18 protein-coding genes, 2 riboswitches and 1 other annotated feature (1 of these 21 only partly in view) are annotated in these 19,635 nt (G+C 40.6%); of the genes, 5 read left to right on the forward strand and 13 right to left on the reverse strand.

Translation table 11 applies throughout. From position 1 onward, the window contains the following. Positions 1-76 precede the first annotated feature (76 nt). Positions 77-253: riboswitch (cobalamin riboswitch) on the reverse strand. A gap of 157 nt (positions 254-410) precedes the next feature. Continuing rightward, positions 411-1,238 (forward strand): Ltp family lipoprotein, encoded by an 828-nt coding sequence (locus tag A6M13_RS08435; RefSeq protein WP_066544947.1) that lies wholly within the window; start codon positions 411-413, stop codon positions 1,236-1,238. 229 nt (positions 1,239-1,467) lie between these two features. On the opposite strand, the gene A6M13_RS16295 is transcribed toward A6M13_RS08435, so the two are convergent. Both A6M13_RS16295 and metE read right to left on the reverse strand, forming a co-directional pair. After that, on the reverse strand, positions 1,468-1,635 hold the full coding sequence (locus tag A6M13_RS16295; RefSeq protein ID WP_169817425.1) for a hypothetical protein: 168 nt from the start codon (positions 1,633-1,635) through the stop codon (positions 1,468-1,470). A gap of 14 nt (positions 1,636-1,649) precedes the next feature. After that, positions 1,650-3,923 carry a 5-methyltetrahydropteroyltriglutamate--homocysteine S-methyltransferase gene (gene metE, locus A6M13_RS08440; RefSeq protein WP_066544948.1) on the reverse strand — a complete coding sequence of 758 codons (2,274 nt, stop codon included), beginning with the start codon at positions 3,921-3,923 and terminating at the stop codon, positions 1,650-1,652. Positions 3,924-4,094: 171 nt separating this feature from the next. Further along, positions 4,095-4,276, reverse strand: a riboswitch (cobalamin riboswitch). 311 nt (positions 4,277-4,587) lie between these two features. On the opposite strand from metE, the gene A6M13_RS08445 reads away from it, so the two are divergent. Next, positions 4,588-7,899: an ATP-dependent helicase gene (locus tag A6M13_RS08445; protein WP_066544950.1), complete on the forward strand. Its 3,312-nt coding sequence runs from the start codon at positions 4,588-4,590 to the stop codon at positions 7,897-7,899. A 157-nt stretch (positions 7,900-8,056) separates the two neighbouring features. Here A6M13_RS08445 and A6M13_RS08450 read toward each other — a convergent pair whose 3' ends face one another. Further along, positions 8,057-8,488, reverse strand: a complete 432-nt coding sequence (locus A6M13_RS08450) for a hypothetical protein (protein ID WP_066544955.1) — start codon at positions 8,486-8,488, stop codon at positions 8,057-8,059. 174 nt (positions 8,489-8,662) lie between these two features. Here A6M13_RS08450 and A6M13_RS08455 point away from each other — a divergent pair, with 174 nt between their 5' ends. Next, on the forward strand, positions 8,663-9,655 hold the full coding sequence (locus A6M13_RS08455) for an LLM class flavin-dependent oxidoreductase (protein WP_066544956.1): 993 nt from the start codon (positions 8,663-8,665) through the stop codon (positions 9,653-9,655). Positions 9,656-9,719: 64 nt separating this feature from the next. Here A6M13_RS08455 and A6M13_RS08460 read toward each other — a convergent pair whose 3' ends face one another. The 3 genes from A6M13_RS08460 to A6M13_RS08470 are packed head-to-tail and all read right to left on the reverse strand — an operon-like array spanning position 9,720 to position 12,083. Further along, complete coding sequence (locus A6M13_RS08460; RefSeq protein WP_066544958.1) at positions 9,720-10,292, reverse strand: 5' nucleotidase, NT5C type; 573 nt, start codon at positions 10,290-10,292, stop codon at positions 9,720-9,722. Continuing rightward, positions 10,292-11,383 carry a bifunctional diaminohydroxyphosphoribosylaminopyrimidine deaminase/5-amino-6-(5-phosphoribosylamino)uracil reductase RibD gene (gene ribD, locus A6M13_RS08465; protein WP_066544960.1) on the reverse strand — a complete coding sequence of 364 codons (1,092 nt, stop codon included), beginning with the start codon at positions 11,381-11,383 and terminating at the stop codon, positions 10,292-10,294. Before ribD ends, A6M13_RS08460 begins: the two co-directional genes overlap by 1 nt. Positions 11,384-11,387: 4 nt before the next feature. After that, entirely contained in the window at positions 11,388-12,083 is a 696-nt protein-coding gene (locus tag A6M13_RS08470) for a GTP cyclohydrolase II (RefSeq protein ID WP_066545060.1), read from the reverse strand. 290 nt (positions 12,084-12,373) lie between these two features. On the opposite strand from A6M13_RS08470, the gene A6M13_RS08475 reads away from it, so the two are divergent. Next, positions 12,374-13,762 carry a GGDEF domain-containing protein gene (locus tag A6M13_RS08475; protein ID WP_066544962.1) on the forward strand — a complete coding sequence of 463 codons (1,389 nt, stop codon included), beginning with the start codon at positions 12,374-12,376 and terminating at the stop codon, positions 13,760-13,762. A 9-nt stretch (positions 13,763-13,771) separates the two neighbouring features. On the opposite strand, the gene A6M13_RS08480 is transcribed toward A6M13_RS08475, so the two are convergent. The 7 genes from A6M13_RS08480 to A6M13_RS08510 all read right to left on the reverse strand — a co-directional run bounded on the left by A6M13_RS08480 (position 13,772) and on the right by A6M13_RS08510 (position 18,585). Beyond that, positions 13,772-13,984 (reverse strand): hypothetical protein, encoded by a 213-nt coding sequence (locus A6M13_RS08480; protein WP_066544964.1) that lies wholly within the window; start codon positions 13,982-13,984, stop codon positions 13,772-13,774. A 9-nt stretch (positions 13,985-13,993) separates the two neighbouring features. After that, entirely contained in the window at positions 13,994-14,314 is a 321-nt protein-coding gene (locus A6M13_RS08485; RefSeq protein ID WP_066544965.1) for a hypothetical protein, read from the reverse strand. Next, positions 14,304-15,170 (reverse strand): diguanylate cyclase domain-containing protein, encoded by an 867-nt coding sequence (locus A6M13_RS08490; protein WP_066544967.1) that lies wholly within the window; start codon positions 15,168-15,170, stop codon positions 14,304-14,306. The genes A6M13_RS08485 and A6M13_RS08490 overlap by 11 nt, the downstream gene beginning before the upstream one ends. Continuing rightward, the gene (locus A6M13_RS08495; RefSeq protein ID WP_169817426.1) at positions 15,148-15,348 is read right to left on the reverse strand and encodes a hypothetical protein; all 201 of its coding nucleotides are present in this window, start codon (positions 15,346-15,348) and stop codon (positions 15,148-15,150) included. The genes A6M13_RS08490 and A6M13_RS08495 overlap by 23 nt, the downstream gene beginning before the upstream one ends. A 5-nt stretch (positions 15,349-15,353) precedes the next feature. Beyond that, positions 15,354-16,214, reverse strand: coding sequence for a hypothetical protein (locus A6M13_RS08500; protein WP_141680929.1), 861 nt, complete (start codon positions 16,212-16,214; stop codon positions 15,354-15,356). Between the two features lie 397 nt (positions 16,215-16,611). Further along, the gene (gene trhA, locus A6M13_RS08505; RefSeq protein ID WP_066544974.1) at positions 16,612-17,244 is read right to left on the reverse strand and encodes a PAQR family membrane homeostasis protein TrhA; all 633 of its coding nucleotides are present in this window, start codon (positions 17,242-17,244) and stop codon (positions 16,612-16,614) included. A gap of 495 nt (positions 17,245-17,739) precedes the next feature. Then, entirely contained in the window at positions 17,740-18,585 is an 846-nt protein-coding gene (locus tag A6M13_RS08510) for a diguanylate cyclase domain-containing protein (RefSeq protein ID WP_066544976.1), read from the reverse strand. A 69-nt stretch (positions 18,586-18,654) separates the two neighbouring features. Here A6M13_RS08510 and A6M13_RS08515 point away from each other — a divergent pair, with 69 nt between their 5' ends. After that, complete coding sequence (locus A6M13_RS08515) at positions 18,655-19,416, forward strand: NRDE family protein (RefSeq protein WP_066544978.1); 762 nt, start codon at positions 18,655-18,657, stop codon at positions 19,414-19,416. Positions 19,417-19,472: 56 nt separating this feature from the next. After that, positions 19,473-19,635: a binding site (T-box leader), on the forward strand (it continues 52 nt past the right edge of the window).

The following is a 19,635-nucleotide window of genomic DNA, read 5'->3' on the forward strand; positions in this document are numbered from 1 at the left end:
AGAACATAATGATAAAAAAGAATATACTTAATCTTATGTCACCTTTGCCATTCTTTCTCCTAGCTTCCGAAGAGAGTTGAACGATAAGATTAAGATAGGTCTCCTGACTTGTACTTCACTTTACTTTGAGCCCTTCCCGGTTATCCCAGTGGCATTGCTCATTTCATCTGTACTCACAGTTGCGGAAACAGTTTTGGATTTTCACCAAATTCCCTTTTATACATTCACATGCACCTTAATCCTGCAATCGATATTCACTTGTTCTCGATTGTAGCACAGTTTTTTTATAATGCAATAATTTTCTGGTATCTTTAAATTTTCAATTTAGTCTCTCTCTAACAATTACTAGCAAATTTTTACACCTACCATTATACTATTAATAAATAATATATTTTAAAGGAGCTGTACTTATGGTTGCTTTGCTATCGTTGTTAACAGTCGTTTTCTTTATTTTATTTGTCGTTGGTCTGGTGTCACCGTCCTCCGTTTTTTTTCGAGCATCGGCGCGTGGTGAACATACAACCAAAAAAGAGGTATTCCGCTTTTTTGGTATCCCATTTCTACTGTCTGCTATTCTACTAGTGTGGCTGATGCCCACTTCTGAAACAACAACAGATGCCGTTGTAGAGCCCGTTTTATCTACTGAAACGGAAGTGCAAGAAGAAGTAGCAGCCGTTCCTGAAGAAGCGCAAGCTCAAATTGAAGCTGAGGAGCAAGCGAAAAAGGACGAACAAGCTCGTATTGAAGCTGAGGAGCAAGCGAAAAAAGATGAACAGGCTCGTATTGAAGCTGAGAAGCAAGCAGCTGGTACAATGGAACAACAACAAGCTGTTCGAACAGCTGAAAGCTATTTAAATTATTCCGCTTTTTCACGTAGTGGATTAATCGAACAATTGATGTATGAAGGCTTTAGCGAAACAGATAGCGCATTCGCCGTGGATGCGCACAATGTTGATTGGCAGCAGCAAGCAAATAAAATGGCACAAAGCTATATTGACTATAGTGCATTTTCGCCGAGTGGATTAATTGACCAGCTAGTATATGAAGGCTTCAACGAACAACAGGCAACGAACGCAGTCAATCAGCTATCGGTAGACTGGGTACAACAGGCTGTATTAATGGCGGAAAGTTACTTAGAATACTCGTCATTTTCGCGCAGTGGATTAATCGACCAGCTCATCTATGAATGCTTTAGTGAGGCAGATGCAAGCTATGCTGCTACACAGGCAGGTCTTTAAACGATAAAAAAGTATGCGTAGCACATCGCTACGCATACCTTTTTTGTTGCTCGTTCCGCTCGTAATCATTCATAAGGGGTTTCACGTCCATCATTGTCGGCAAATACGAGATGAAGTGGGTATAGAATACGGTTCGATACAACTTATTGGGGCGAATGCTAGTAAAGTATGTATACATGAACGTCGGGGAACGTCATGCTTGCCTCACTCAACAAACGCCCGGCGATTACTAACCAACAATTTCGTCCTTCATACAATCAATTGCATGGGCAATACTATTATGTTCATATGGATACAGCGCTTCTAATTGCTGCTGAATACGTTCTAATGACAACGGCTGCGCTAACATATAATTTGTCATCACACTGGCACGAATATAGTCGATAAACTTTTGCATATTTTTGTCCTCCATTATTGCACAGTCACTCGCTGACGTAGTTGTTGTGCCACTTCCACCATATGAGAAAGCGCTGCGATGGTTTCTTGTTCCCCACGTGTTTTCAAGCCACAGTCTGGATTCACCCAGAAGTTTTGACGTGGAATAACATGTAAGCTATCGGTCGCTATTGTTAGCATTTCTTCGACACTCGGTACACGCGGGCTATGAATATCATATACACCTAAACCGATGCCATATGGATACGCATCCGTTGCTAATACATCAATTAATTCTCCGTGCGAGCGGGACGTTTCTAATGAAATGACATCTGCATCAAGTGCGGTAATTGGTGCTAAAAAGTCATTAAATTCGCAATAACACATATGTGTATGAATTTGCGTCGTCGCAGCAACACCACTTGTTGCAAGTTTAAAGGCGTCAACAGACCAGCGTAAATAATCTGCATGTTGCTCTTTTCGTAGCGGTAAGCCTTCTCGTAAAGCTGGCTCATCTACTTGAATGATTTGCACATTTGCGTCTTCTAATGATGCAATTTCTTTTCGCAGTGCAAGCGCAATCTGCTGTGCCACCACTTCGCGTGGAATATCATCACGGACGAATGACCAATTTAAAATTGTCACAGGTCCTGTTAACATCCCTTTTACATGCTTTTGTGTATATTGTTGCGCGTATTTAATTTCGTTTACCGTCATTGGTGAAACCCATGCAACGTCACCATAAATAATCGGTGGCTTCACACAGCGAGAACCATATGAGACAACCCAGCCATTTTGTGTAAAGGCAAAGCCATCCAATTTCTCACCGAAAAACTCCACCATATCTGTTCGTTCAAATTCACCATGAACGAGCACATCTAAGCCAATTTCTTCTTGAATCGTAATCCAACGTTTCATTTCCTCTTCAATAAATGCCTCGTATTCAGAATTCGAAATTGCTTGCTTGCGCCACTTTGCACGATTTTGCTTGACCGCTGTGGATTGTGGGAAGCTACCAATCGTCGTCGTTGGGAAATCTGGCAGTTGTAACGCTTCAATTTGAAGGGCTTGTCGCTTTTCAAATGGTATATCTCGCGTATAATGTGCTGGTTGCAATGTACGCAAAGCCTCTGCCACATGTTCATTATGCCTACTTTTGTGCCCAAGGAGTACTTGTTGCTGTTGCAAACTTTCAGCTAAGATATTTGTCGTCTGTTCCGTGCCATCAAGCGTTTGGCGAATCGCGACAAGCTCTCGAATTTTTTCATCAGCAAAGGCTAAACTCGGTTGTAAAAATTGTGGTAGCTTCGTTTCATGCATCGCACTTACCGGCACATGCTGTAAGCTACATGAAGTTTGTAGCCATACATGTGTTGGTTGGACTAACTGTTCAATCGCACGAACATCAGTTACACATTGCGCTAAATTTGCTGCCCAAATATCGCGCCCATTAACGATCCCTACACCTAACACTTTTTCTTCTGGGAAGCCATGTTTGCGTAAATTTTCGATATTTTCCTTTTTACCGTGTACAAAATCAAGCCCTAACCCATCGATTGGTAACTGACTAATAACATCATAAGCACTACATGCTTCGAAATATGTTGTGACAAAAATTTTCGTATCGACTTGCTCACAAATTTGTGTATACAGTGCTTGAATTAATTGTTGTTGTTCGTCATTTAATGTTGTTGTAAACGCCGGCTCTTCTAATTGAATCCACGTTACACCTGTTTGTGCCACTTGCTGTAAAAGCTCCGTATATACATGAATTAAATCAAGTAAAAATGCCGCTTCTTGCTCCTTTTGAATCCCTTTTGTTAATGTGAAAAATGTATACGGTCCAATAAATGTTGGCTTTGGTGTTACACCTAACTGCAGCGCCTCATCGATATATTCAATATAACGATGAGATTGTAAGCGTAATCGCTGCCCTTCATATTCAGGCACGATGTAATGGTAGTTTGTGTTAAACCATTTTGTCATTTCACTTGCAACAACGTCTTTCGTACCACGCGCCATCGCATAATACGTTGAAATACCTTTCTCAACTTCTGCATATCGCTTCGGAATTAAGTTAAACGCTGTCGCTAAATCCAGCATGCGGTCATAATACGTAAAGTCGCCCGTTGTTATGGTCTCGACACCTAACGCATATTGACGCTTTACATTTTCAAGTCGCTGTTCTTTCAGCTGTGCATGTAGCGTCTGTTCATCAATCATACCTTTCCAAAAGCTTTCTACTGTTTTCTTCCATTGTCGTTGCTCCCCAATATATGGGTAGCCGATAACCGTTGTTTCATAAATCATATACGTCGCCTCCTTCAAGTATTACATAACTCCAAATTATGGCGAGCGAAAGAAGAGCACAAAAAAGCCTGCTCCAATACTGGAACAGGCGACTTGTTAACTCAAAAAGAATATAAAACTACTGCTATATTCAATCTTCGCACAAAACACCACCTATTTCCACGTAGGTATGGGTGTGTACTCGAATTGGCAGGTCTCCTGACTTATCATCAACGCGTACTTCTGACCTTCCCGTTTCCAGTGGTCATATATAGAAGTCGCTCCGAATTACAGTTGCGGGACAGTGTTGGAATTGCACCAAGCTTCCCTTTTAAGCTCGCGATTAAGCAAGCACCGTTTCGTAACACGTTATGTAATTGCTTATTATCGTACGCAAATAAATCGCTATTGTCAAACTATTTTTTAAACTTGATACTATTACGGCAAAAATCCATTTCTTAGTAGCTGCTGTTTTTTCGAACAACAATTAAGGTCGGATAATATGAGTGATGGAACATCTGCCAAAAACGCCACGTCGTGTGGCAAGTCAGAAAAATATCCTTCAGCAACGACAACTGCTGAAGGATATTTCTTTTTGGCCCACCCTCACCTTTATATAACGAAATGATTGTGAAACATGGACATTGACGTATAATAAAAACGAGAAAGAAAGAGGTGTATTTCATTGCTTTACGGATATACAGTTTGTCAGCTAGATACTGATAGCTATACATTAACTACGCGCTTTCAGGAAGGGAATGCCTTTTTCGAAGCGTTCCGCACTGAAAGTATTTTGCGCCGCCGTACACCGAAAAATGGTGATACATTTACGTATGCTTACGTGCCCCATTTGCTATATGTCGAGGCGACAAGCATTCAGCACATTCAACGACTACGGCACGGGCTTATTTTAGATGAACTTGCGCCCAAAAAACGCCTTCTTTGTGTGTTAGAAACACTTGAGAATGGAAAATTTGCTCCGTATACGTATAAATCCAATGTGCGTTACACAAAGCCTTTTGTAAAACCAATCTTATATGAAGCACTCGATGAACAGCAGTTACATACCGAAGGCTGGTATTATGCGGCACCGATACGTGAAGGACATACATTAACAGCGCTACCGGATATTATTGAGCAATTGACTGGCTATCGTCCACATGAGCTTCATCGCCTTACACTATTTGAACAATTATTAGCACAGCCAATGACGATGTGTGACAAAGCGCTAACAAATGTCGCACTTGATTTACGTGCGTACACACAGCAAACCTCTTTAATATGCGATAGCTTTCTACAACGCGAAGCTGGTGAGGCTGGCTCCTACACGCTTCAACAAAATGCCATGGCAAACGCGCTTATTGTCTCAAGCGATCTATTACAGCGTTGTGTAAATGATGCTACATCGATAATCACCGTGACCTCGCTTGCCGATATTCAACAACAATTAGAAGAAGCCATTATTTATGAAACAGGACCACTGGCGAATTGTGTCGTCATTATTGGGGACGCTACGCAGTTACAAGCATGGCTTCAGCCACAATTTATTGCACCGCTTCAAGTAGCGCAACCGTTAATGATTGGCTGGCACAGTGAGCAATCATTTGTAGCACCGAAACAAGCTGTTACACCTTATATAAAGACGAGTGAGCAAGGGGTGTATTACGGCTTCGTAGACCCACTTGCTTATACGAAAACACCGCTTGTTACACGCGGACATGTTATGACGAAGCAGCAACAACTTCGCTTTATTGATACACCAACTGGACAACCGATGTTGCAGCCATTTGAAGTCGAAAAAGCCGTGATCCCGCTTGCGTCGAATGTCGTATTATTTCACCCGCAAGATTTTTTACCGTATCGTAAAAAAGTAGTGCTTTACGAGGATGATGCTGTCTTACCGCTTTTTGTGAAACAAGGACCGCTTCGCCAATCCGTGCATTACGATACATTGCAGCAATTTGCAGAGCAGCCGTTACTCCCGGCACAAATTGCGCCAGCACATACGATGCCCACAACACCCTTTTATCAGATGCTTGCTACGCATCATATTCATCTCAATGCCCAACAGCAACAGGCAGTCGAAACAATTGATGGACCCGTAATGATTTTAGCAGGAGCAGGAACCGGCAAAACGACAACTTTGATTAGCCGCATTGCATATATGATTGAAGAAAAAGGCATCGCGCCACATGAAATTTTACTTGTGACCTTTACAAAAAAGGCTGCAAGTGACATGAAAGAGCGACTCATGCACTTACCAAATGGTGCGCTGTATAGTCAAGTAACAGTCGGCACATATCATGCCATTTGCTTACGTATTTTACGAGAACAACAGCGTACCTTTACACTGTTAGCATCAGACGCAGCTAAGCATTTCCGATTCAAGATGATTTTGAAGCAGCTTGGCTTAACAGAATCACATACACCTGAAGGAATTATGGGCATTATTTCAAACTGGAAAAACCGTATGCTCCGCCCGATTGATATTAAAAAAGAGGTAGAAGCGAAACAAGACGCAACTGAACAAAAGGAATTGCGCGCTTTATATGATGTGTATAATCTATATGAGCGTGAGAAAGAATCTCGTAATGAACTAGATTTCGATGATTTTTTATTAGAGGTGTATTATTTACTACTTTACGATGAAGAGGCGCGCGTGCATTATCAGCACCGCTTCCGCTACGTATTATGCGATGAGTTTCAAGATGTTTCGCTCGTCCAGTACGAATTAACAAAGCTTCTTGCAGCACCGTATGACCATTTATGCATCGTCGGGGACGATAACCAAACGATTTACACATGGCGTGCCGCTTCAAGTGACTTTATGTTGCAGTTTACAACACTCTATCCTAACGCGAAACAAGTGAAGCTCGAAACGAATTACCGCTCAACAGCAGATATTGTTGGCTTCAGCAATGATTTAATTGCACATAATAAACATCAAATTAAAAAGACATTAAATGTGCCAACAGCTTACCGCCATGCTATTTATGTCGAAGTGTGTGCAACGCCTGAAGAAGAAGCACAGCTCGTGCTACAAGAAATTCAACAGCTGCGCGCAAGTGGTATGCGCTATCAACAAATATGTGTCTTAACACGCTCAACAACGTATGTCCGCACGTTATTTGAGCACTTTGTGTTGCATCATGTACCGGTAATTGATTATGCGAAGCAAGGCGAAAATTTTTACGCACATGATTATATTAAACGTTTTATCGCAGCGATGCGTGTGTCACTTCAGCCAAATGACGCAGACGCACTACTGCTAATTGGCAAGTTAATGTATATGCCGCAAGAACGCTGGGCTGCAACGATTACACATGAACAGCTACGTATAAGTGACACATCACTATTAGAGCGTGTCATGTTACAAATGGCAACCGAAAAACGTGAACGCTATCAACAAGAAGCGATAAAAAAACAATTACACATGCTACTTCGCTACCGTACGATGAAACCGCAAGATGTGTTGCTTGATTTACGAACAGGGACAATCAACTGCGAAAAACAGCTTGATTTAGATGCAAAAAAAGAAAAGACATTATATCGTGAAGAATTACGGGAGGTATTCGATGAATTCGATACATCGCTTCGACGCTTCCAATCCATTGATGCCTTTCTACAGTTTCATGCAATGCTTGAGCAAAAGAAGCAGGAAATGGAGCAAATGCGCCAAGACCCAACTGTTGACGCTGTACACTTAATGACCATTCATAGCGCGAAAGGCTTGGAATATGACGCGGTATTTGCGATTGGTTGGTTTGAGGGCATGCTGCCACATTTCAAAGCCTTAGCTGGTGAACAAGGGCTGCTCGCTGATGATTTATTAACGCACCAGCAAGCATTAGAGGAGGAGCGTCGCCTTGCATATGTATGTGCTACACGTGCGAAGGAACGGCTCTATATTAGTAGCGTGCGACGTTATCATAATCAGCAGCGTAAGTTTTCACGCTTCTTATTAGAAGGTGCTCGGCTAACAGCACCAACACCATAGCACAAAAAAAGCACTGATGAGCAAATAACGCTCCAGTGCTTTTTCTCTATTCCCTACAGGCCGTTTCACGTTTGTTTCACATCATAATTGATGTCATGAAGTGTTTCCAGAAATAACCGTTCAAACATACGCCCTGTATTTAAAAAGTGCAATAACTTTAGTCATTTTTTAGTAAATCACCATGCAGTTTTTCACGCAATGTCGTCATAATATTCGTCAACGTCGGGTCATGTTGTGCTCCGTATTGGTTCACTTTTTGTGTTAATAAAACCGCTAGCCACACTTTTTGGGAGGCGGTTGCCTGTGTAGAAAAGTGCGTAGCATTTCCAAAACGCTCTAGCCACTGCAAATAGGCTGATTCTGCTACATACGCCATTTCTAAATATGGATTTACATAACGATTTCGTGCAGGAACGGATAGCACAAGCCAGCTGTTTAGCGCAACCACCCATGCATCTTGTTCATCGAATAATGCAGGTGTCGTTTGTGTCATATACGCATTTGTCTGCTTCACATCGGCAATAAATGTGTGGACTACTTGTTTATCAATCGCAAAAACGCTATCTCTTACCGTTAATGTACGATACATATCCATCCTCCTAAGTTAAGAATTGTCTGACTTTAATAAATAGCAAATTTCACCTATAGATGCAACTAATATATAAGAGTTTTCTTCCTATTCCTGCTGTCAGGCACAATATGCGACCTTTTCCTATAAAAACGGTATACTAAAGATATGTATATTGAAAGGTAGGTAGTCTTTATGAAATTAAGTATATTAGACCAAATTCCCATTCCAAAAGGAACATCTGCTGCAGAAGCATTACATAATAGTGTTGCACTTGCAAAGCTCGGTGACACACTTGGCTATACACGCTTTTGGCTAGCAGAGCATCACAATACAACGTCACTGGCAAGCTCTGCACCTGAAATTTCAATTGCTCATATTGCAGCGAATACACAAAATATACGCGTCGGCTCAGGCGGCATTATGTCGATGCATTACTCTGCCTTTAAAATTGCTGAAGTGTTCAATACGTTAAGTGCGTATACTCCTGGCCGTATCGACTTAGGAATCGGTCGCGCACCTGGTGGCGACCATCCATCAATTGCGGCACTTGCGCAAGGACGCCGTATGTATATGGATGACCAATATGATAAAATTCAAGCCATTTTAGATTTGATGCGTGGTGAAATGTCGAGCTTACCAGAATACCGCCCTGTTCGTGTGACACCTGCGCATGTACCACTTGTTAAACCATGGTTACTTGGTTCTACAGGTAACAGTGCTTTACGTGCTGGTCAACTCGGTTTAGGCTATTCATTTGCTCAGTTTTTCAACGGACAAGCATCACGCGCTATTTTCGACCATTACAAAAAGAACTTCGTTGCCAATGACTATATGAGCGCACCTGAAATTACTGTTACATACGCTGCAACGGTTGCTGAAACAGTGGAAGAAGCTGAATACCGCGCATTACCAATTGACTTATATCGTCTTCAGCTTATGCGTGGGCAAATGCCTATAATTATTTCAGCAGAAGAAGCTGCCAATACGGCATTAACAGAAATGGATAAAATGATGATTGAAGAAAACCGTAAGCTCCATTTAGTTGGGACGGCTGCGCAAGTAAGTGCTAAATTACAACAAGATGCTGATGATTTCGGCTTTGATGAAGCGATGATTAACGCGAACCAAGCGACACTTCAACAACGTATAGAAACATATACATTACTTGCAAAAGCATTGTTATAGCAACATAAAAGGGCTAGGTGTGGAATCGTTTTTAACGCCACACTTAGCCCTTTTAATCTATTATTTATTTCACGTCTACTGTCACATAGCGCATAAACTGTGACCAATGCGTAATGCGCTCAAACGATTCATCACGATTGTACGGCTGATCGCGTAACACCGCAATCGTTCGTAACTCTTTTAACGAATGTAAAATTTTCGGCTTATCATCGACATACACATCTAAATCAAGCTCTTCAATAATCGCTAACTTTTCATGGTCCTGCATGCCGCAATAAAAATGCCCGTCTTTTACCGGATACCCATTATCAATCATCCATTGACGCGTGCGCAAACAACTGCTTTCAGGACGTGCTGTAATATAATAAACGTCATGCCCCGCTTCTGTCAGCTGCCATAATATTTCTTTTGCCTGTTCATACGAGGGACAATCGGTAAAATATACTTGTTCATTCATACGTTGCCACATCGCTGAACCTTCTTCATTCGTTAAACCGAATGGCTCGTGAATTTCAACGCGACAAATTTGCTCAAAAACATCTTGTCCAATATTTTGGCCAAGTTCTTTATTATATAGCGTAAATGCGTGTTGACGTAACTGAATTAACGTATCATCAATATCAAATCCAAATCGCATTACTGCACCTCTTTCTGTTTCGGGTAGGCGACAATTTTTAGATCGTCCCCAATACGTGTAACCGTATCAAACACCAGATCGAATGTGTCACGCATATAGGCGACATCTTCCCCCGTGACTGGTGAAATCGCGTGTGCCCCACCAATAATTTTAGGCGCTATATAAATTAAACATTGATTGCTTAACTGCTCACGCACAAATGCGCTATGTACCGCACCGCCACCTTCAACTAAAATATCGGTAATGCCCGCTTCATACAAAGCTTCTAGCGTCTCATGTAATGTTTTACGACGAGTGATAAACGTCACACCTTTTTCAATAAATGGTGCTTGCTGCGTAGCTGTGACAGCTTCACCAACGACAATTATCGTCGGTGCTTCATCATTCACAACATGCGCATCAAGAGGTGTACGTAATTGCGTATCAAGTACAATACGTGTCGGATTTTTGCCGTAGCCTTCTGGTAAACGCGTCGTTAAGCTCGGGTTATCGGCTAACACGGTGCCAATTCCGACTAAAATGCCATCCACTTCATGACGGATGCGGTGCACATCTAAACGTGCTGCTTCGCCAGTAATCCATTTTGAATCACCGGTATGCGTTGCAATACGTCCATCTAATGTCATCGCATATTTAGTACGAATAAACGGACGAGCCGTTAACATATTATGAATAAATCGTTCATTTAAACGTAACGCTTCATTTTCACAAAGGCCTACTTCTACGTCAATGCCCGCTTCACGCAGTAAGCGAATGCCACGTCCTGCTACGTCCGGATTCGGGTCTTGCATCGCCACTACAACACGCGCAACGCCAGACTCTTTTACACGTAACGCGCATGGTGGCGTTTTGCCAAAATGCGAGCAAGGTTCTAACGTCACATATAAAGTCGCACCCTTTGCTTGCTCACCTGCCATATTAAAGGCGTGTACTTCGGCATGTGGCTCTCCTGCTTTACGGTGCATACCTGTACCAACAATGACCCCATCTTTTACAATAACCGCGCCAACAAGTGGGTTCGGGTTTGTATTGCCTCTTGCACTATTTGCTAATTGTAAAGCAAGCTCCATATATTGCTTATCTGTCATCATCTGCTTACACCGTCCAGCTGCCATCACGCACGTGACCAGATTTTTGCATCTTCGTTTCTAAATAGAAGCGGTTTGAATCTGTCACACCGCCCCACAGTGGTACATGCCCATGTGCCGATAAACCAGCTTGTTGTAACGCTTCAAGCTTTTTCGGGTTATTTGTAATTAATGTTACAGGTGCAGAACGTAACGCTTTTAATACCGCTAATGCCTGCTCATAATTACGTGTATCATCTTCAAAGCCTAGCGCTTCATTCGCCTCGACTGTATCAAAGCCTTCTTCTTGTAATAAATACGCTAATGATTTCGAGAATAAGCCAATGCCGCGTCCTTCATGGTCCGCAATATAGAAAATGGCACCAGCGCCGTGCTCTTTAATCATTTTCATCGACTCATGTAATTGGTAGCCACAATCGCAACGCTGTGACCCAAAAATATCACCTGTATGACAAATACTATGAAATCGAATTAATGGATTTTCAGCTGTTTGGAAATCCCCATACACAAGCACAGAAGATTGTTGCGCGCTTGCTAAATTTAACATTGGTAAGTGACGTAGCACATCTTCCTTCGTTACGCCGTTTTCTGTATGTAACCAGCTGTACCACTGAAACGTGGCATCAAAATCACCTTGTTTAATCGGTAGACGTACCGGTCCAACAACCGCTAGTTGTCCTTCCGCTACTGCGACAAATTGCATTTTACTTAAAATAGATGCACTCAGTGTTTGAATCATATTTTTCACCTGATTTCTTTCATTTTCATATTGTTACGTTAGTAAATTACTTTTCGTAAGTACATTAAAACCTACTCATCTTTTTATTTCAATGAAAATGCTCAAAAATGATACTGTTTTTTATTGCTATACTAATAGAGCTATTTACGGCGAATGAATAATGAAAAAAGACTCATGTATTTCGCACTAATTTATTCGACAATATACAACAACACTTGTATAATATAACCATTCTTGTAAATGGAAGTGACCTTATGATATCAATTGTACCAGAAACATTTTCACAAAAAGCAGATGAACTTGTGTTGCAAGGTAACTATGAAGGCGCTCTGCCACTATTTTTAGAGCTTTCGGTATACTATAAAGCTTCTGAAGACTATGCAAATTATGTAGCGATGAAAGCACGCATTATTTTATGTTACTTTAATTTAGAGCGCATTCCATTCGTAGCAGACCACGTTGCCGATATCGAGCCGTATGAATCGTATTTAACAGATGGCGACCGTCATCGCTATTTTATGGCACAAGCTACCCTATTCCACTATTGGCATGACCCTGAACAATGTATTGCGATGTATGAAAAATGTTTTGAAGCGTCGTTAAAATTATCACTAGACCGCATTTTAACAACCGCTTCTAATTTTGCGAGTGTTCTTAATTACAATAAACGTTTTGACGAAGCAATTGAAATGCTTCAACGTGTTGAGCCTTATTTAGCGCAAGTCGATTTATCGATTCCACAACAGCGCTATAGCTACGTAGACATTTCTTTAGAATTTGCTTGCTACTACGCCGGTCGTCAACAATTCGATAAAGTAGCACACTATTTAGCACCGTTAATCAAGCATAATTACGCATATGACGGTTCAACACATGAACATTCATTTGAACGTTACTATGCTGAATTATTATTTTCACAAGGAAAAACTGACGAAGCCTTTGTCTATGTGAAGCGTTTTATGAAACGTTTAAAAACGCAACTAGACGCCTATCAGTTCGCTGGCACATTTGAGCTATGGGCCAAAAATGCGGCATCTCTTGGGCGCTTTGAAGAAGCCTATGAATATACAAAAATGCATAATGAAATGCTCAAAAAACAACTTGTCCACACAATCACTGAAAATGCAGGGAAACATGCAGCGGAACTGAAGACAAAGGAATTCCAACATTTAGCGTTTGAAGACCCATTAACATCGCTACATAACCGTCGCCTGCTCCCAAAACTTGAAAAAGATTTCGTGAACCAGCCGCAGCACATTACAGTAGCAGTATTAGATATTGACCGTTTCAAACAAATTAATGACACATATGGTCACGCTGTTGGTGACGAGTTAATTATCGCTGTAGCAAACCGTATTAAAGAGTTGATGACGCATCCACTGCATACATGTATTCGCTTTGGTGGCGATGAGTTCATTATTGTGATGCGCCGTCCGCTCGACCAAGCTCAATCATGGATTGAACGTTTACACAGCGACCTCTATCATAATGTGATCGACATTGAAGACATTACGATTGCTGTACAATCAAGTATTGGCGTTGCAAGTGGCACGCATACGATGCTAAGTGACTTAACAAAACAAGCTGATGCACACTTATATGCAGCAAAAGAATCTGGGCGAAATTGCATTTTCGGCTTTTAACAGTTTCAACTACTCCAGCTCCGCTAAAAACAACGTGAGACAAAACAAAGAGATTGTGACAAAAGAAATATCCTTCAGCAACGACAACTGCTGAAGGATATTTTCTGCATTTGGTGCTACGCCATATAGAGGACGCACCAACACATTTTCATCACAAATAGGGTTCTGCTCTAACCTCTTTTTATTTCCATCAACAATGCGCTTCTTATCACGATGGCGCATCTATTTCTATTACACACCTTGACGTTTTTGTCGTTTATACAATAACCAAATAATCAAGCCACAAATAAGTAATGCCGCTAATACAAGTAGCACAATAGCCGTTTGCTGTAGCTGTTGTGACGTTGTTTCATACATCGACTGTACCGACACATTTGTAAAAATCCCTGTTAGCGTAGCATCTAGAAAAATCGTGTTACTATAGGTCGAATCATCATTGCCATAATACATGAGCAGTACACTTCGCTCATCCTGTGCCGCAGCTGTAGGTGTTGCGCCTATCCATATACTGACAATGACCACACAACTTACAAGCCATAAATTACATCGCATAAAAAATCGTCTCCTGTTCAAGCTGCGAAATGAATTGGTCAGCCGTTGCAGGTGCGACGTGCTGATTGTATTCGTCAAAGCTAATATGAAACAGCAATGTTACCTTTTTCCCGTTCAATAATGTATGCTCGGTCAATTGTTGCTGTAATTTTTCAATCACGCGCTCTACATCTTTTCTCGGTGTTTCGACAAGTAAAAAAGCAAATTTTGAATCATTAAAGCGATATTTATAATCAGATGTTCTCAACACTTGATTGACGTTATGCGCCAGTGCTTGCAATAAATGTTGCATTTCTTTTTCACCATATGCTTGTAGAAACTCTTTATGATGGTCGAACGATAAAAACAATAGTGTAAAACAGCCACCATGTCGGTCAATTCGTTTAATCTCACGTGCCACTTCTTGCTGCATCCGCTTCTCATTATCAAAATGCGTTGTCACATCAACTGCAACAAGTGCATCAATTTGTTGTTGCATCGCTTGCTGTTGTTGCATAAAACGGCTAAACACTTGCTGAATATAACTGGCAGACGCCACCGTTAAAACGAGACCTATCATAAAAATCGCAAATGCAACTAGTGAAAATTGTTGAGTGAGTAACCAATCTTGCCCTGCTCCTGTCGTCGTTTGCCATATAATCCAGACGCCAAGTACAAACGCACTCACCATCGCGATAATGCCACCACCTACTAGACCGAAAAACAAAGTAATGCATACACTCACGACAATGGCTACTACCATCGCTATGCCAATCGTCTGGAATGGTTGCAATAATATATAGCTACCTAGTAAAGCTGCCATTAAGAAAATAATCGCGATACATACATATTTTTCATTCCGTAAAAATGCCTGCATCTTGCCCTCTCCTTTCTACAATTGCTGGTAATACGTTATCGAACATATGCGTATCTTTTGAGAGAACATCGATATAACCACCATAATAAGGGCTAGATGAATCATCTACGCGCAGTGTTTGAAGCTGCGACCATAACTGTTTTGCCACATCATCTTCATCTAACGTCAGCATCATCAAAATCGCTAACGCATACCGTACGCAACAGTTGGCTGTCCTTCACGCGCATCGTATCGTCCAAAAATACGACCATGTTCCGCTAACTGTCGTTTTGTAAAATCGACAAGCTGTGACACATCACCATGCCACTGCGCACGATAAAAACCAACATAATATTGGTCAATCATATTGACTTCTTCTTCAAATTGATACGTATGTGAGGGGATATAATATGATTTTGGAAAAAAATACATTTCGTGCGAAGGTGCATCCACTAATATACGGCGATTTTTTTCATAATATTCTGACGCTAAAATGCCGACGCTTCGTAAATATTGGAAAGCTTCTGGCATCATATAACTCAATGTCACGCTATCATTTGCATACGCGCTATTTTCATCATAAAAATCGACAAATACACCGTTGATCAATTGTCGTTGCACAATCGTTTTACCAATTGCTGTGGCGGTGTGTTCATAGTTTGCATCACCAAACTTTTGATCGGCATGATGCAATGCCATCATAATCCGAAAATCATCAATTAACGCATTAACCGTACTCACATTTTCCACTTCAATTATCCATGGAATGACCTGATGAGACGTATAGAAATAACGTTGAAACACGTCAAATTGTTGACGAAATACTTGCTCATTGTTTACTTGCTGCAAATAATACATCCATAAGCCAATCGATTCTGATAAATATTCTTGTTGACGAGTTGTCATGTTCGAGCGAATCAAACCATTGTTCTTCACTAAATGGGTTGCAATAAACGCTTCCGTTATCGTCTGTGCTGGCATATGCGGTGCACGAACCTCCTTCCATGCGCCAATAACAATAATTAGCACACTAATGATGAGAGAAAATCGTATATACTTGTTCATGCTACACCTCACGCCATATATTTTTACAAAACATTATACATATCATGAATATATATTACTACTTACCATAATTTACTAACTTCTTTTTATAATTTAGTAGTAAAATAAGCCCTTTGTAATTATTTTTAGAAACAAATAAAAGAGGTTGAGACAAAACAAAGTGTTAGGAGAAATATCGTCATTTCTCCTAACACTTTTCTGCTTTCATCGTCTTAAATTTTCGAGCAGGCTTTTCTGCGGTACGGCTCGAGCCTGTAGTCTCTCGCTCGTACTGTTCCGCTAGAAGTCCGCTCTTCATTTAACGACGACGTATCAAATGTTTATCATCGAACATCGGTGGGATTGATTTGGATTATCCTTCTGTCCCAAGCTCTTGTAGTACTTTTGTTTTTTATTTTTATAAATATAAATAAACACATACATACATGCATGCACTTCCCGCTAGGACAAATAGATGCCAAATCGCGTGATTGTAAGGAATATGTTCACCTCGGTAAAAATATGTGCCTGCTGTATAAAATAAACCACCGATTAATAACCATAGGAAACCTTCATAGCCAATTTGCGCAAGTAATGGTTGATACGCAAAAATAATTAACCAGCCCATGCCGATATAAACGATTAATGAAGCCTTTTTAAAACGGTGGACAAAATAAAACTTTAACACGATGCCAATCGCTGCTAGTGCTAATTCAATCATTAAAATCGTCCAGCCTAATGTACCGCCTACTGCGACTAACGCAATCGGTGCATACGTCCCTGCAATTAATAAGAAAATTGCGCCATGGTCAAGCTTTTTAAAAAAATCTTTATAAACCGGTAAAGCATGATAAAGTGTTGATGATAAATATAAAATCATCATAGCAATGCCGAATAATAAGTAACTACTAAGTTCTAATGTTGTTTGTGCTTTCATTGCGAGTGCAATTGTTGCGGGAATAGCAAGTACAAAGCCTGCCCCATGTGTAATGGCATTCCACATTTCTTCTCGCTTCGAATAATGAATGTTCATCGTCGCTAATTGTGCCATATTACATCACTCTTCTTTTCTTAGATTTATTATCTTTATTATGTAAAAAAACGGTCGCTTGTTGTAGATAAAAATGTCATCATTCTCCTATGACACTTATCATATTATCGCTAATTTTGTATTGTAAAAAAATTTTTTCGTCTTTTTATTAAATCGTTTTCATTGTTGTAGTCGTCGTATTGAAGCCGTTTTCACGAAAACGCTTTACATAACTTTAATAAAAAATTAACCATTTACATAATTTTCAGATTATTATATACTACGAATAACTTACATGGAGGTGTTGACGATGGAACAAACAACGTACACATATGAAGCAATTGATGATAATGACTATGCGTATTTATATGAAGAGGAAGATTTCGGTGTAGAGTTCGATGACAATGATTTTTAATTTGACAAAGGGAGCTGATACGACAAAATGTCCAGTGTAATGATGTCCATATAGCGAGCGTTTGCGTAGAAATCATATTTCGCAATCGCTCGCTTATTTGTTTAGAGGGCGTTTGTGCGTGAAAATAACTCTTCCACCGTCGTTAACCTCATCGTGTCGTCATATGTGACCGTTTCAATTGTAAAATGTAACGTCACTTTACGCCCCGTCAATAACGGATGTTTACTCGCTTCTTCATGCAATTTCTTTACAACGTTTGGCATCATTTCCTCAGGTGTTTCAATTAATAAAAAAACAAACTGTTGTTGCCCAAATCGATATTTATAATCAGAAGCTCGTAGTAATTCGGTCACTTTCTCGGCCATTTTCCGAAGTACATGCTGCATTTCTTTCTCTCCGTATGTCTGCAAAAATTCATCATAATGAATGAATGTAAAAACAAGCATTGTAAAACAGCCTCCGTGCCGATCTACACGTTTCATTTCACGTGAAATTTCTTGCCGCATGCGCGTTTCATTGTCAAATTGCGTCACTTCATCAACGGCGATTAATGTCTGAATGTGCTCGGCCATTACGGTACTACGTGTTGCTAATTTGTGAAACTGATTGTGTAGCAGCGTTGCCATCATTAAGATGAGTAATTGAGCGACTGCAAATAGCACTAACATATGCAAATCAGGCATTGGTACATTGACTTGTAATGGTGTATTTATCGCTGTATTACTAATAAGGACAATGCCAATTCCAATGACCGCAATGATTGTGATTAAGCCACCATATACAACACCATACAACATCGTTAATACCATTGTTGCCCCTACAATACATACAGCAATATAGCCACTCGTACCATACGAAGATAAAGCAATATAGCTCGCAAATAATACAATCACAGTTGTCATAATACCGATAAAGATATATAGTTCACCACGCAAATACGTTTTCATACTTCCTCCCCGTTGTTGTGCGGCACCGATTCACATATGGTACGATAGCGACAAAGGGGGCTTTTTACTATGTGTTTAATTCAATTATCCTATAATGAACTACATCAAACCTATACCGTTATCGCCAATCGGGACGAGTTTTTAGACAGAGAAGCAGTGCCTGCTCACCTTTGGCAGAGCGGCATATTTGCTGGGAAAGATCTATCCGCAGGTGGCACATGGCTAGGTATTACAGCACAAGGGCGCTTTGCCGCTGTAACAAATGTGCGACACCCAGATAGTCGCGTTGTCGGCATTCATTCTCGTGGTGATATCGTCACACAATTTTTACAAAGTGATGTTACATCGAAACAAATGGTTACGCAGTTGCAACAACAGCGTGAACAATACGGCGGCTTTAACGTATTACTTTATGACGGCAAAGAATTTTACCACTATAATAACATTTTCGATAAAACCACTCGACTTACATCCGGCATTTACAGCTTAAGCAATCATTCACTTAACACACCGTGGCCAAAAGCTTGTCGCTCGCGTGAACGCTTTGAACAATTACTTGCAACTGATGCTTCACCGCAGCAATTTATCACAATAATGCAAGACGATACACAAGCACAGCCACATGAGCTGCCAAACACAGGCATTGACCGCCATATGGAGCAACAATTGTCCTCGATTTTTATTCAGTTAGATGGTTACGGGACACGCTGTACGACATTTATTGACAAACATCCGCATCATATTACATTTATCGAACAAACATATGAAGGGGGTTTCGCAACAACAATTGTGCATGAACAATTTAAAATAACACAAAACGAAGAAAAATAAAAATTTTCAAAATATTGTTGACAAAGCATTTCATTATCCGCTACACTAGGTGACAATAACAGGCACTGACTGGAAGTAGTAAAATTGTTTGTCAACTTGTAGAGAGCTAGCGGCTGGTGAAAGCTAGTAGTGACACAATTTGAACTCGTCCATGAGCTATTGTAGCGAAGTCATAGTAGTTACAATCGGAGTCGTTCACGTTACCGAACGCTTAAGTTG

The organism is Caryophanon tenue (genome assembly GCF_001700315.1).
GTDB lineage: Bacteria > Bacillota > Bacilli > Bacillales_A > Planococcaceae > Caryophanon > Caryophanon tenue.